The sequence below is a fragment of the Exiguobacterium sp. s150 genome (assembly GCF_018618435.1).
In the GTDB taxonomy this organism is placed as follows: Bacteria; Bacillota; Bacilli; order Exiguobacteriales; family Exiguobacteriaceae; genus Exiguobacterium; species Exiguobacterium alkaliphilum.
This window is the reverse complement of the sequence record NZ_JACSMC010000035.1, coordinates 13,574-28,113: the sequence shown is the minus strand read 5'-3', so window position 1 is coordinate 28,113 and position 14,540 is coordinate 13,574. Positions and strand designations below refer to the sequence as shown.

11 protein-coding genes are annotated in these 14,540 nt (G+C 56.9%); 5 read left to right on the top strand and 6 right to left on the bottom strand.

Translation table 11 applies throughout. From position 1 onward, the window contains the following. Positions 1-37: 37 nt before the first annotated feature. Positions 38-202 carry a hypothetical protein gene (locus tag KNP76_RS13595; protein ID WP_214844836.1) on the bottom strand — a complete coding sequence of 55 codons (165 nt, stop codon included), beginning with the start codon at positions 200-202 and terminating at the stop codon, positions 38-40. A gap of 267 nt (positions 203-469) precedes the next feature. Further along, entirely contained in the window at positions 470-727 is a 258-nt protein-coding gene (locus KNP76_RS13590; protein ID WP_214844835.1) for a hypothetical protein, read from the bottom strand. 172 nt (positions 728-899) lie between these two features. Between KNP76_RS13590 and KNP76_RS13585 the strand changes: the two genes are divergently transcribed. Next, a complete protein-coding gene (locus KNP76_RS13585; RefSeq protein WP_214844834.1) occupies positions 900-2,141 on the top strand; it encodes a UDP-glucose dehydrogenase family protein in 1,242 nt (413 codons plus the stop codon). Between the two features lie 14 nt (positions 2,142-2,155). Here KNP76_RS13585 and KNP76_RS13580 read toward each other — a convergent pair whose 3' ends face one another. Together KNP76_RS13580 and KNP76_RS13575 are read right to left on the bottom strand one after the other, a co-directional pair. Next, the gene (locus KNP76_RS13580; RefSeq protein WP_214844833.1) at positions 2,156-4,882 is read right to left on the bottom strand and encodes an EAL domain-containing protein; all 2,727 of its coding nucleotides are present in this window, start codon (positions 4,880-4,882) and stop codon (positions 2,156-2,158) included. Positions 4,883-5,011: 129 nt separating this feature from the next. Continuing rightward, positions 5,012-5,485: a DinB family protein gene (locus KNP76_RS13575; protein ID WP_214844832.1), complete on the bottom strand. Its 474-nt coding sequence runs from the start codon at positions 5,483-5,485 to the stop codon at positions 5,012-5,014. A gap of 125 nt (positions 5,486-5,610) precedes the next feature. Between KNP76_RS13575 and KNP76_RS13570 the strand changes: the two genes are divergently transcribed. Beyond that, complete coding sequence (locus KNP76_RS13570) at positions 5,611-6,339, top strand: DUF3784 domain-containing protein (protein ID WP_214844831.1); 729 nt, start codon at positions 5,611-5,613, stop codon at positions 6,337-6,339. Beyond that, entirely contained in the window at positions 6,336-6,596 is a 261-nt protein-coding gene (locus tag KNP76_RS13565; RefSeq protein WP_214844830.1) for a hypothetical protein, read from the top strand. Before KNP76_RS13570 ends, KNP76_RS13565 begins: the two co-directional genes overlap by 4 nt. 33 nt (positions 6,597-6,629) lie before the next feature. Here the strand turns inward: KNP76_RS13565 and KNP76_RS13560 are convergent, their stop codons facing one another. Together KNP76_RS13560 and KNP76_RS13555 are read right to left on the bottom strand one after the other, a co-directional pair. Next, positions 6,630-9,329 carry an EAL domain-containing protein gene (locus KNP76_RS13560; protein WP_214844829.1) on the bottom strand — a complete coding sequence of 900 codons (2,700 nt, stop codon included), beginning with the start codon at positions 9,327-9,329 and terminating at the stop codon, positions 6,630-6,632. Between the two features lie 114 nt (positions 9,330-9,443). Beyond that, a complete protein-coding gene (locus KNP76_RS13555) occupies positions 9,444-11,258 on the bottom strand; it encodes a C40 family peptidase (RefSeq protein WP_251137493.1) in 1,815 nt (604 codons plus the stop codon). Between the two features lie 276 nt (positions 11,259-11,534). Here KNP76_RS13555 and KNP76_RS13550 point away from each other — a divergent pair, with 276 nt between their 5' ends. Next, positions 11,535-13,367 carry a bifunctional diguanylate cyclase/phosphodiesterase gene (locus tag KNP76_RS13550; RefSeq protein ID WP_214844828.1) on the top strand — a complete coding sequence of 611 codons (1,833 nt, stop codon included), beginning with the start codon at positions 11,535-11,537 and terminating at the stop codon, positions 13,365-13,367. Positions 13,368-13,805: 438 nt separating this feature from the next. After that, positions 13,806-14,528, top strand: coding sequence for an ABC transporter permease family protein (locus KNP76_RS13545; protein ID WP_214844827.1), 723 nt, complete (start codon positions 13,806-13,808; stop codon positions 14,526-14,528). Positions 14,529-14,540: the final 12 nt, after the last annotated feature.

Sequence of the window (14,540 nt, the reverse complement as noted above, 5' to 3'; positions counted from 1 at the left end):
GGATGTAAAAACATCCGAACTCACTCTCATCCCATGCCTAAAGGCGGGCTATGCCCGATATGGGCTTTCCCGTTCGTAAAATCTGTAATCGTCTCTTCAACGTCTCTTCCTCGTTGTAACATGGGACGAGGATGCTGATGAGCGGCCATTCGCGCTCGTTCAAATCGAGCGGTTTCTCTTGTTCACGCGTCAAGCTGAACAAGACGGCGCCATGAAAAACGGGTACCAAAAGACGAACTGTGCGAGCGGTTCAATCCATGGTGCCAAGTCGAGCAAATAAAATTGCATAAAAAGGTCCCCTTCGTATGGAATAAAAATGAAAGATGCTTGTATGATAGCACCGTTTAAACTGATTCCTATATGTTTTAAAAACTTGTGAAAGACGTCACGATACTAGAATGAATACGTCTTTTTGCAAGGGAATTTTGGTAAAGAAAGAGAATACATTAAAAAAAGCATTTGACGGTCGTCAAACGCTCTTCTCTTGCCGATTGCGATCTCTGCGCCACTTCCAAACGATGAGACCGATGATGAGAAGTAATGGGGCGGCCACCCATGGACGGGCTTCCAAAATGGAGACGATTTCGAAGATGGAGAGCCAACCGCTCACCATGATCAAGATGAGAAGGAAGGTTTTCAGTCCCCCCCGGACCGGAAACCAATAATAGATGAAGAGTGTAACCAAAAAGAAAGCGAGTAAGCCCATGCGGTTAGTCCTTTCTAGCATCATTTTGACCCATTATAGCACTTCCCTGCGCCAGCGCGCACTTCCGAGACGACCCGTCACCCTACCAAATGAAAAAAGTCAGTCCCGAAAGAACATTCGAGCGCGTTATTGCCTTCCCTTCATCCCGGCTTTTCGCTACTGTTGAAGGGAGCATACCGAAGGAGGAACTAGCGTGAAATTTGGAATCATTGGTTTAGGCTACGTCGGATTGGCCACGTTGTGCGGACTCGCGAAAGCGGGGCACGAGGTCATCGGCGTCGAGAAACACATACCAAAACTCGAGCAGTTGAAAGGCGGCACGGTCCCGTTCCACGAACCGGGTATGGCCGAAGTGCTCTCTGAATATAAAGACGCGATCACGTGGACGGACGATGTCGGGCTCGCGTCAGGTGCCGACTACGTCATTCTCGCCGTCGGGACGCCGAGCCGCGAAGATGGCAGCTGTGACTTGTCATACATCGAAGCGGCGCTCGCCGCGTTCAAGACACCGCAAAAGATCATCATCCGGAGCACGGTGCCGCCGGGGACGACGAACGTCTTGAAGGTGATGTATCCGGCGCACACGTTCGCCATCGTGCCGGAATTCTTACAGGAAGGACGCGCCTTGGCGGACGTATTGAAACCACATCGCGTCGTCATCGGCAGCGATGACCTCGAGATGTGTGAAGAACTCGCGGGCATTTACGGCCGCCTCGGCGTCCCGCTCGTCTGCACATCACCGATTAACGCCGAGTTCATCAAGTACGCCTCGAACGCGTTCCTCGCGACGAAAATCAGCTTCATCAACGACTTGTCCCGTCTCGCCGACAAGGCCGGTGCAGACATCACGACGATCGCCGACGGCATGGGGCTCGACCCCCGCATCGGGCGTTCGTTCTTGAACGCTGGGCTCGGGTACGGAGGATCGTGTTTCCCGAAAGATATGGCCGCGCTGCTTCACGTCGCGCAGGAGAACGGTCTCGACTTACCAGTCATCCGGGCGGCTGCGGAGACGAATGACGCCCAAATCCGTTACTTGTTGTCGAAGCTCGACGTGACCCGCGGCATGCGCGTCGCCTTCCTCGGGCTCGCCTTCAAACCGGGGACGGACGATATGCGTGACGCCCCGTCCATCGCGCTCGCCCAGCAGCTGCTCCTGCAAGAAGTCGAAGTCATCGGCTACGACCCGCTCGCGACGTGGGACTACCGCCAAGCCGACACGGTGGAAGAGGCGCTCGACGGAGCAGACTACGCCATCCTCGTCACCGAGTGGGAAGAACTCGTCAACTTGAAACCGGAAGCGTTCGCCGGCATGCGTCAACAGCGCTTCATTGACGCCCGCAACGCATGGAAGTTCGCCCGCGACCCGCGTGACGTTCAATACGAGGGCGTTGGTCGGATGCAACAGAAGGTGAATCCTTCGACGTCGAAATGAACAAAGACGAGACCTCAACTGGTCTCGTCTTTTTGTATGCGTGCTTCTGCCCACGCCGTGAACGTCATGGCGTCGAGCGGTTCGGTGAAGTAATACCCTTGCCCAATCTCGACCCCTTCCTCAATCATCCGCTTCAACTCAAGTTTCGTCTCGATTCCCTCGGCGACGAGGACGAGCCGTTGTTCCCGTGTGAAGCGGGCGACGGCGCGCAGGAACGACAACGAGTCTTTCGCCTTGCCGCTGACGTACATACGGTCGATTTTCACTTCATGAATCGGAAGATGCCAAATCGCCTCGAACGACGCGTAGCCGGTCCCGAAGTCGTCGATGGAGAGGCGATAGCCGTTTCGGGCAATCGTCTCGAGCTGGCTCAAATCGGTCGGGTACGTCAACAAGTCGCTCGACTCGGTCAACTCGATGACGAGCCGGTCGGTGATCCACGGATGCGTCTCGGCCGTCTCCGTCAACAAGTCGACGATCGCTGCGTCGAGACAACGGGGGGACAAGTTGTAGGAGACGGTGAGCGCCGACAGCGACGTGTCATGCCAACGGAGCAACTGTTCAATCACTTGTTCCAACACGCTGAGCGACAGCCATAAAATCTGATCCGACTTCTCGGCGATGCGGATGAACTCGTCGGGACTGATTTTCCCGTGCGTGTCGCTGTCCCAGCGGGCGAGTGCCTCTGCCCCGACGATGGCGCCCGTCTTCAACTCGATTTGCGGATGGTAGGCGACGTGAATCGCGCGTTTCTTTATGGCGTCAGGCAGAGTCCGCTCAATCAAGGCGAGCCGCTCGACTTGCCGGAGCACGTCCGCGTCGTACCAGACGAAGCGGGTCCGTTGCTCGATGGCGAGTTGCAGCGCGTTCATCGCTTGTTTCAACGCCTCGTCATACGACTGCATCCGGACGACCGTCATCCCGCATTGGCTGTCGAGCGCTTGGCGTCGCGTCCGCTCATCCCAGTCACGGGGGAACAAGTCCTCGACCTCGTCCTTGTCTTCGGCGTCCAAGTCTTGAATGTAGAGGAGGAGGGTGTTGTCACGGTAACGTCCGAGCAGGCTCGTCGCATATTTCTTCAGACGGGCCTCGAGCCGGGAGACGAGCCGTTTGAGCGCCGCTTCCGCGTAAGCCGTTCCGTACCAGTCGGACAAGTGTTGATAGTCGTTCACTTTGAAGACGAGGAACACGCCGTTCGTCGCCGTGAGCCCTCGTTTTCGATACGTCTGAGCGAATCCGTACGCGTTCAACAGGCCGGTCGCGTCATCGTAACGGACGAGCCGGTCGACTTCTTGCTCGCGGACGATTCGCTCGGTCACATCCTCTAAAATGATGTAGTAATGTCGGTGATTGCCGACCTCGAGCGGCAACAGCTTGACGCTCATGTAGCGCCGCGGCGTCTCTTCAAAGAAGAGGATGAACTCGCTCGGCCGCTGTTCCCGTTTGACGTGGGCGAGGCCATCCTCCCAGATTTTGCGCCCGGTCGCTGTCAGTAGCTGAGTGAACTCGTACAAGTTCCGATTGCCGAGCAGTCGTTCGAACACGTCGTTGCGTTCGATAATCTCGAACTTATCGTCAATCCAGGCGATGGCGAGCCCGGTCTCCGTGAACAGGGACGCCCAACGCTCATGCACTTCGGCGAGCTCGAACGATTTCGCTTCGAGATGGCGGACGGTGAGCGACATGTCGCGAGCGATTCGTTTCAACTCCTGTTCGACCGGTGCGAAATCGTGCCGGTCCGGGAACGAGTTGGCCGGGGGTTCAAGCATCGGGTCGATGGCGAGGGCGCGTTCCTGCAGATGGACCAAGTCGAACCGATAGCGGTAATAATAGCGGACGAACCCGTACGACAGCAAGGCGAGCGTCAACATGCCAAAAATCAAGGTGAACACATAAAATGACTGTTCTTGACGTCGTTCCGTCTCGAGCGCCGCAAGTGCCTTGTCGCTGATGGCGTCGAGCATACGCTGGGTCTGGTCGTAGAAGGCGATGGCGCTCACGTAGCGCGCCTCGTACGGGACGTCGGGGTTCGACAGTTGGTCGAGTGCGGTGAACGCCTGATTGATGCGATCGTCGACCGTGTCTGACAAAATCGGGCGATCGAGCACGAGATTTTGCAACAAGGCTTGTTCCGGGAGGAGTGACGCTTCGAACTCCGCGAGTTGGTCAGTGTCCGGGTCGGCGACGAAGACGCGGTCGATGTTTCGCGTGTACGCCATCTGGAGCCGGAGCAAGGCGTCGGTCGCCTCGTAGAGCGAGCTGTCTTGATTCGTCTGGCGCAGCCCGTCATAGATCCAACGGCGGTCGAGCGACTTCAATAAATCGAACGGCACGAGCCGGAACCAATCCGTGTCGATGCTCGTCGTCGCCGCCTCGATATTGTCGGAGAAGGCGAGCACGGCGTCACGTTCCCGATCGGAGAGGCCGACGTGGACGTCGTTGATGAGCGAGCGGTTAAAGGCGAGCGCCTGATCCCGATATTGGTCTGAGACGAGTGTGAACGTCTCGGCACGTTCGATCTCATACTGCCGGGCGACATAATAAAGGATCAAATGGCTCTCGACGCCGGACACGTCTTTCGCGTACGTCATGTTCGTGATGGCTTGGCGCGACGTCTCGGCTTTTTCTTTCCAATAATAGCCGCTCCAAAACGTGAGCAACACGACGGCGACGAACGAGAGGGCGAACAAGACAGTGAGGACGGTGCGGAACGGGACATCGGCGAACGGGGAGCGGCGCATATCGGACCTCCTTTCGAATCACATAACGCTTCCTTTCTTTTCCTGATTCGAGGGAACGGAAAACGACAACGTGATGGAAAAGGCGAGCCTGTTTTCGTGAAACGACAACGACCCGCCGGGGGCGGGTCGTCACGCGTTCATCTGTTCTTTCGTCGGCCCCATGACACCGGGGACAGTGAGGCCGGCTTGCCGGAGCAGCACCGTCATCTGGCCGCGGTGATGCGTCTGATGGTCGAGCATCATCCGGAGGACGGCTCCGCGCGGGGTCATCGTGCCGTGCACGTTCACTTCTTCGAGAAGATATGACTCGGTGAACGATTCGGCCGCCTCGGCGATTTCGTTTGCATAGCGTTCGTACTGAGCGGCGATCACACCCGCCGCGGTCGGTTGGGTCAACGACTTCAGTGCCGACAACCGGAAGCCGAGCAAGTTCGTGAAGTAGCCGAGTGCCGTCGTCACGTGCCACCCGATCCAACCGAGCGAGTTGTGCCCCGGGACAATCGATTGCGTGATCGTCTCGTCGGTGACGGTGCGGAGCACGTCGAGCGTGCCGGCCGATGATTTCGTCCAATCCGTGATGAAATCTTGTTTCGTGCGATACATCGAATTCCTCCTTCTGTGTTTCTACCACCAGTATACGGGAGAACCGCTGTTTCGCGTGCATCTGACGATTGTTGGAACGAAACGTATGTTTTCACGTAGAATAGAGAAGACAGGAGGTCTCATCTATGTGGATTTTAGTACTCGCGGCACTGCTCATGTTCTTCCTCGGCTTTGCCGTCCATCGACTCGGCTGGCATTTCCTCATTTCCGGCTATAACACAATGAATCAGGAACGAAAGGCTCGCGTCGACATCAAATCGGTCGCCCGACTCATCGGCATCATGGCGTACGGGATCGGGGTCATCTTTCTCCTCATCGCCACCATCGAAGCGCTCCGATTGAACATACCGCTCGAACCGCTCTTCATCGCGCTACTTTTGTTCGTCGTCGTCACACTTTGGCGCGCCCAGAAGTATGACGGGAACATCTTCGACGAGTCGGGCCGGCTCCGTCCGGGCGGGAAGAAACGCCTCATCCCGCTCGCGATTGTCAGCGTGCTGCTGTTGACGGTCATCCCGGGGCTCATGTTTTGGTTCTCGCAACCGACCGAGGTGACGCTCACCGAATCGGCGCTCGTCATCGAAGGTGCGTACGGACAGACCGTGCCATATGACGATATGACGGCCGTCACGTTGACGTCGTTCCCGGGCATCGAACGCCGGCAGAACGGGTCGGCGACATCATCACGTCTCACCGGCAACTTCCGCACGATCTATAAAGAAGACGTGCTCCTCTTCATCAATCGGGACGTCGGACCGGTCATCCGCATCGATTGGAGCGGCAAACCGATTTACTTGAACCTCGAGACGGAACAAGCGACGAGGGCGTTGTATGAGGAGGTGGTGAATCGATGAGTCCATGGTACACGCGCAACATGCCGTTCTTTTTCCTGACGTTCTTCTTCCCGCCGCTCGCGCTGCTCTTGCTCGTCTGGCGCTGGGACAAGTTCACGACGGACCGGGGTATCAAGCTATTCTTCACGGTCGGGATGACGGTGTTCATCGTCTTCGGGCTGTTGCCGCGCGGGTCGCTCCCAATCGTCTTGCCGATCATCTTCAGCTTGATCATTTTGAAGCTAATCCTTAATAGAATCAAACGAAAGACCGACTGACGAATGGTCAGCCGGTCTAGGCCTAGCGACAGGTCACTCACGGTGGCCTGTTTTTTCATGGACCCACGCCTCGAACGCGTCCGCTTTCAGCGCCGGGGCGTAGTAATAGCCTTGTCCGAGCTCGACGCCTTCAGCGAGGATACGGTTCAAGTCTTCTTCGGTCTCGATGCCCTCGGCGAGTGAGGTGAGTTTTTGTTCGCTCGCGAACCGGGAGACGGCGCGGAGGAACGACGTGCTGTCTTTCGCCTTACCGCTGACGTACATGCGATCGATCTTCACTTCTTGAATCGGCAAGTGCCAAATCGCTTCGAAGGAGGCGTATCCGGTTCCGAAGTCGTCGATTGACAGGCAGTAGCCGAGGTCGGCGATATCTTCGAGACGGTCGAGTTCGCCCGTGTGCGACATGATATCGGCCGACTCGGTCAACTCGATTTTCAATCGGTCCGGCAGCCACGGGTACGCCTCGATTTGGTCGCGCAGTTTCGCGACGATCGACGGATCGACCGAGTGGGCGGATAAGTTGTACGACAACGAGATGTCGGAGAACCGGGTTTGTCGCCATGCGACGAGCTGATCGATGACCTGGTCGAGGATCGAGTGCGACAGCCAAAGGATTTGGTCGGACCGCTCGGCAATGCGGATGAACTCGTTCGGCGGGACGTGGCCAATCTCAGGGTGATGCCACCTCGCGAGCGCCTCGGCCCCGACGACCTTGCCCGTCTTCAGCTCGACTTGCGGCTGATAGGCGACGGTGATTTGACCTTTTGAGATCGCATCCGGCAGCGCCTGTTCAATCAATGCGGCCCATTGGAGTTGGGCGAGGATGCTCGCGTCGTACCAGACGAACGGGGTTCGCGTCTCTTTGGCATGTTGGAGCGCCTTCGTCGCCTCGAACAGACAGTCCGTATAGTTCGGCGTCGTGTGCGTCGCCCCAATTTGGACGTGGACGGTCTGGCGTTTGCCGTTGATCAAGAGCTCGGTCGGGAACAGCTCCATCAGTTCATGCTCGTCTGCCGCGGCGAAGCCCTTGACATACAGCATGAGCGTGTCGTCCCGGTAGCGCCCGAACAAGTGCTGGGCGTACTTCGCGAGCCGGTCCTCGACGTGGCGCGCGAACTCGGTCATGAGCAGGTCCGCATACGTCGCGTCATACCAGTCGACGAGATGGTGGAAGTCGTTCAGCTTGATGACGACGAACGCCCCATCGATGTCTTGTTTCGCCCATGCCTGGACGAAGCCGTACTCGTTATACAGGTTCGTCGCCATGTCGAACCGGACGAGCCGGTCGACTTTCCGCTCCCGTTCGACGCGCTCGGTCTCATCTTCAAGGATGAGGTAATACGTCAACGCCTCACCGCGTTTGAGCGGGATAATCTTCATGTTCAAGAAGCGGACGTGCTCGCCTTTCAAATGCAGGATGAACTGGGCGCTCGTCCCGTGCTCGGTCACACCGTCGAGCGCTTCGCGGAACAAGCGACGTCCCGTCTCGGTGAACAGTTGGTTGATTTCGTACAAGTTGCGGTCGCCGAAGAACTGACGGAACACATCGTTTCGCTCGAGGAAATCGTACGCGTCATCGACGAGGGCGATGGCGAGGCCAGTCTCGGAGAAGAGCGACGACCAGCGCTCGTGATAGCGCAACAAGTCCGTCGACTGTGTCTCGAGCGTGTGGACGGTCGAATGGACGCTCACGGCAATCTCTCGGAGCTCGTCCTCGATACCGCGGAAGTCATGGCTCACCGGGAACGTCGCCTCGACCGGCTCCGTGCTCGGGTCGATGGCGAGCGCCCGCGCCTTTAAATGGTCGAGGTCATGGGCGTACGCTTTCCGGGTGAGGCAGAGGGCGGCAAGGAGGCCGAACGACAAGAGAATCGTCAACAGGAGCGCGGCGATGGCGAGCGCCCCGTAGCGATTCCCTTCCGAGGCGAGCGTCGTCTCGGACGAGGAGCGAAGCGAGCGCAGGACGTCATGCGTGTCTTCATAGAAACTCGTGCTGTTGACGTAACGGGCCTCGAGCGTCGACTCGGACGTCGCGAGCCGGCCGAGGGCGAGGGCGCTCTCGATTAAATCAGAGACGGCGCGGGTCCGTAGTGACGGATCGCTTGCGACGATGTCTTCAATCAAGCGGGCCTCGTTCGCGAGCGGGGCGACCTCGATCTCGAGCGCCTCGGCGTCCGGTGTCTCGGCGATTAAGTTCGGCACGTTTTGGACGAACGTCATCTGCATGCGCATGACGGCGTCCGCGAGTTCGTATGCGGTGTTCTCCTGCGCCGTACGTTCGAGCCCCTGATAGAGCCAACGCCGGTCAATCGACTCGATGACATCGAACGGGACGATATCGAAGCGGGCTTCGTCGAGCGTCTCCTCGAGGCGTTCCGAGAAGGCGAGGAGCGCCTCACGTTCCCGTTCGTTCACGCCCGTCTCGAAGTCGTCACGGAGCTGGATGTTGTACTGGAGCGCCCGTTCCCGGTACGGGGACGAGAGAAGATTCGTCGGTTGGTCCGAGTTCGTCTCATACAGCCTTGCCGTCTGATGGAGGACGAGATAGGCCTCGACGCCCGCTAGGTCGGCGGCGTGGTTCAAGTTCGTCACCGTTTGGTCGACGGCGGCATGTTTTTCTTTCCAATAATAGCTGAGCCCAAGCCCGAACGAGAGCACGCCGATGAGGCAGGCGATGGCGAGTCCCATCGTATAAATCCGATACGGGATTTTGGCGAAGCGATCTTGGCTCATCGGACACCTCCTTTTTTCTTCTTATCTTATCTCGCATTTCGCATCTTCGGTACGGAATCCTGCATATCGAAAAGAAAACCCGACTAAGGTCGGGTTTTCAAGGTGCGACGAAAGTCACGGACGCTTATAACCGATGAGGCGCGATTGCCAGTACGGTTCTTTGCTGATTTGGTTGTAGCCGAGGCCGGACGTTCCGGCGTGGATGAACGTGTCCGCGTTGATCATGATGCCCATGTGGGACGGACCGGCCGTGTACGTGTTCTCGAAGAAGACGAGGTCACCCGCTTGCGGCGTGAACGATTTCGGCAACTGTGGGCCGAAGTAGGCGCCGGCCCAATAGTTGGCGACGTTCGTGCGCGGGATGTTGACGCCCGCTTGGTTGAACGCATAGAAGATGAGGCCGGAGCAGTCGAAACCGCCATTGACCGGACTGGACGAGGCCCAGACGTAAGGTGTGCCGACGAAGCGCTGGGCGACGGCGATTGTCGCGAGGCGGGTAGACTGAGCTGACTTACCACTAATTTGAGTGACGTGAGCTTTTGCGATAAATCCTTCTGCTACACGGTAGTGAGTCGCCGTCTCTCCGATGACATTTAATAAGCCACCACGAAGTGTGGATCCAACGATAGAGCTTGTGTCATTCGCTTGAGAACGGATAGCAACGGATCCTGAGGTTACGAACGTGTGAGAATCATATGATCCAGATACCCATGTTGGATTTGACGTACTTCCTTTTTGAACTTGACGAACAAATGAGGAGGATACGAAACCGGTAGTATTACCGATGTAAATTTGATGCCACCCGTTCGAAGTCTGAACTACCCGAAGCGTTTGCCCCGCTTTTACACTACCGATGACTGCTGAGTTCGTTGTAGCCGAAGCGCGAACGTTAAGTGATGGTGTGTTAACGATATAATCAACATCCGTATTACCAGCCCCCGCATCTCCTAAGTTAGGTGCAACTGGAGCGCTCGGTGCGGTCGTCGTCTGTTTCAAGAAACCGGTGCTGACGTAACCAGACTTGCCGTTATATGTCACATACACCCATGATCCACTCTGTTTCGTTGCCGTTACGGTCGTACCGTTCGGGATCGTCGTGACAAGGGCGAATCCGGTGCCTGCGCCTTGGCGCATGTTCAAGTTTGCGGTCGTCACGTATAAAGTGTTGATACTCTCTTCTTTGATTTGCGACGGTTGAGATGGTGCTGGTGTAGCTGGCGTTGTCGGGGTCGGTGTAGAGGCAGTGTTCGATAAATATGTATTCGCAACGAAGCCCGTTTGCGAACCGTATTTAACTTGTGACCATGTGCCTTCAACTTTCAAGACGGAGACGCTTTGTCCTTTCGGGATTGTTGTCAGAACGCGTGCGCTCGTTGATTTCGATGCACGGAGGTTCAAGTTCGCGGTCGTCTTTGATGTAGTCGCTGAGCTCGGGGTAACGACCGGTGCAGCTGGTGCCGGCGTTGGCGGCTGTGCGGGTGCCGCGCTTAAAAAGTCGTTGTGCACCCAACCTGTGCGACCATTATACGTCACTTGTGTCCAAGAGCCACTCGTCTTGAGCGGAGTGAGCGATTGTCCGCGCGGAATTGTGAGGAGGACACTATGTGTCGTCCCGGCACCGTTCCGAAGGTTCAAGTTCGCGGTCGTCGTACGATTTGCGGTCGCTTGCGTGTTGTTGTTGTTTGTAGGTGCGAGCGTCACGGCACCAGAAAGTCTCAGTGTCTGTCCGATTGCGATTCGGTCAGACGTCAAGTTGTTCGCTGTTTTCAGTGTCGCGAGTGGGATGTTGTGTTGCTGGCTGATTGACCAAAGCGTGTCCCCAGCGCGAACAGTATGTGTGCTAGCGGCAGCGGCGTCGTCGGCCTGAACGAGGACGGTTACGGCGGCGATGGCGGCGAATGAGTACATGAGGCCGGACTTATGATCCATGGAGTCACTTCCTTCGTAGATGGCGTAGGTAACGGTTCGATAAAATCAATACAGTTATATTGTAAGGTGTTTCGAAATTGGCAGGCAATGGGGGGAAGGACTCAAACAGGCCAATTCCGTTGAAAAGGAGGTCAATATTTTTTGACAGGTAGAAATGGGATGAATTAGGTAAAAGGGGTGAATCAGAAATTGACTTTCTGTTGAATTTTGGAAACTATTCTTCCCAAGTATTCATGCTATGATGAAGATAGGATTAATGAGGAGAGTAGGGGACTTATGACCGAGGGGAACTTTTCCGCACAATCGTATCGAAAACATCAAGAGAAACTGTTCGACCTCGTACGGATGCCGGACGTGAATGAAGCGACGGTCCATCAGGCGATCAGCTACATGTGTCAAGTCGTCTCGGATATGCTCGACGTCGACACCGTCTCGATTTGGCACTTCGATGACACGTACGCGTCCATCCGTTGCCAAGTCGCGTATTCGAAAGAGGTCGGGCACACCCAACCGGACTTGATCGTCGATCGGGATGCCGCGCCGGTTTATTTCGATGCGCTCCGCACGAACCGGGTGCTCCCGTTCGACGATGTACGTAGCCACCCGTGGGTGAAGGATTTGTATCAACAATACTTTGTCGAAGGACAGCGCATCTACTCCATGCTCGACGCGCCGATCTATGCGAACGAGTACGCGAAAGGCGTCATCTGTTGTGAGACGTTCGCCCCGCGGACGTGGACGTATATGGAGGAACTCATCGTCAGCACGTTATCGGACTTCATCGCCATCCTCTACCTCCGGCTCGAGCGTCAATCGATCGAGGAACACGTCACGCGTCTCGCTTACACGGACGCGCTGACGGGACTCATGAACGAGAACGCGTTCGTCGAACACATCGACCGCGTCCGGGAAGAGGCGGACGGCCGTCTCGGCTCGCTCATCTATTTGAAGGTCGACAAGTTCCGGGCGATCGAGGACGCGCTCGGGCTCGAGAAGGCCGACGCGCTCGTCAAAGACGTCGCGGCCCGGCTTCGCCACATCGTCGACCCGACGATGCTTGCGCGCATCTCGCAGTCCGGCTTCATGGTTTGGACGCCTTACGGGGACCGCATCAAAGCGTTCGGGGTCGCCGACATGCTCGCGGAGACGGTGACGAAAGAGGCGTATGCCGTAGGCGCGCTCGATGTCGTCTTGACGATGAGCGCCTTCATCGCGATCGAGGACAAGACGTATTCGACGCTCGAGTTGATTCATGCGACGCGGCTCGCCGAGAGCGGCAACGTACAACGTGGCATCGTCACGTTTTATGAGCCGGAGATGGGGGAGAAGGCGGCGGCCGAACTGACGCTCGAGATGAATCTTCGTAAAGGCATCGCCTTGAACGAGTTCACGCTCTTCTATCAGCCGAAAATCGATGCGGCGACCGGGCGGTTGAACGGGTTTGAGGGTCTCATGCGGTGGCTACATCCGGAACAAGGACTCGTCCCGCCGCTCGACTTCATCCCGCTCGCCGAATCGACCGGCGTCATCATCACGCTCGAAGAACAGATGTTCACCATCGCCTGCAGGCAGTTGAAGGAGTGGCACGATGCGGGGCGCAAGTACCGGCTCGCGCTCAACTTGTCGGCCCGTCACTTCTTGTCAGACGGGGTCGTCGACAAGTTCGCGCACATCGTCCGCGACATCGGCGTCTGTCCGACGTATTTGACGTTCGAGATCACGGAGAGCGTCGGCATGGAGAACCAGTTGCACGTCATCGAACGCTTCATCGACTTCCGGGACGTCGGCTTCTCTATCTCGATTGACGACTTCGGCACCGGCTTCTCGGCGTTCGTCTACTTGAAGCACTATCCGATTCACGAGATTAAGCTCGACCGGCAGTTCATCCAGGCGACAGAGAGCGACCCGACCGGGAACGTCATCGTTCAGTCCATCATCGAGCTCGCCAAAGGGTTGAAGTTACGAACGGTGTGCGAAGGAATCGAGACGGAGAGCCAGCGCCAGACGCTGAAGGCGCTCGGGTGTGACGAGATGCAAGGCTACTACTTCTCGCGTCCGCTCCCGATCGAGGAGCTTGAAGCTTGGATCGGTTCATATGAAAGCACGTAAAAGGGTTCGCCGCGGCGAACCCTCAGGCTGTAGACAAAACATTGTCTGCAGTTTTTTTATTTGTCCGACCGGGCACAGCTCGCTTTTCTGGGGGCAAGCAGGGAGCCGCATCGCTTAACGCTGCTGGGTCTCCCTTTGCTTGCTATTCCCCTAGAAGTCTCGCCGTGCCCTTGATCGGTCCACGCATCCATCCCTCTTTTCGTACCCGCGCCCCTTTTTTATAATGAGAGGTAGAGAACCCGTCATGGAGACGATGCTACCCTTTGCCGCCCTCAATCTCAAGAAGATGGCAAGCTTGGCATGGAAGGACGCCCAACCCGCCTGAAAAGTGGCTCGGTCAGAGCGCCTCAAGGCCAGAAAACGAAAAAGTCACGTTTCAGTTCGCCTGAAACGTGACTTTTTCTACAATCTGAGGGTTCGCCGCGGCGAACCCTTTTTGTGTCTTCATGGAGCGTATGGCAACGCGATACGAATCGACGTGCCGACGCCGGACTCGCTCGTCACGTCGACCCGTTCTATGATGAGCGGTTCAATGATGAGATGAATCAAGTCGAAGTCGATGGCGCGACGTATCCTGTCAAAGAGCGGGTCGAAGCGACCCCGCTCAACGTCATGACGTTCGGCGGCATCTTCCTCGTCACCCGGGACGACGTCTATGAAGCGATCGAGAGTGACACGGTCGCGTATCACACGGTGAAAGTCGCCGATTATAAAGACCAGGCGGCATTGTCGGAACGCTTATCCGGACTTCCGAGCTTCTCGAGCGCGACGGACTTGTATCGCGACACGATGGCCGTGAACGGGGCGCTCCTCTTCGTCGGCAGTTTCCTCGGGCTCGTCTTCCTCGTCGCGACCGGGAGCGTCATCTATTTCAAGACGATGACCGAAGCTGAGGCGGACCGGGCGACGTATGCGGTGTTGCGTAAAGTCGGGATTTCAAAACGCGACATCAAACAGACGATTCGGCATCAAGTCGCCGTCATCTTCTTGGCGCCATATGTGCTTGGGTTGCTCCACGCGAGCGTCGCCTTGGTCGCGTTCTCCCGTCTGTTCGCGATGGACTTCACCGTACCGGTCGTCGTCTGGATGGCGGTCTATTCGGCTGTGTACGCGATGTACTATGTCGTGACCGTCAAACGGTTCACAAAATCTGTATGTTAAGGAGGAAATGAA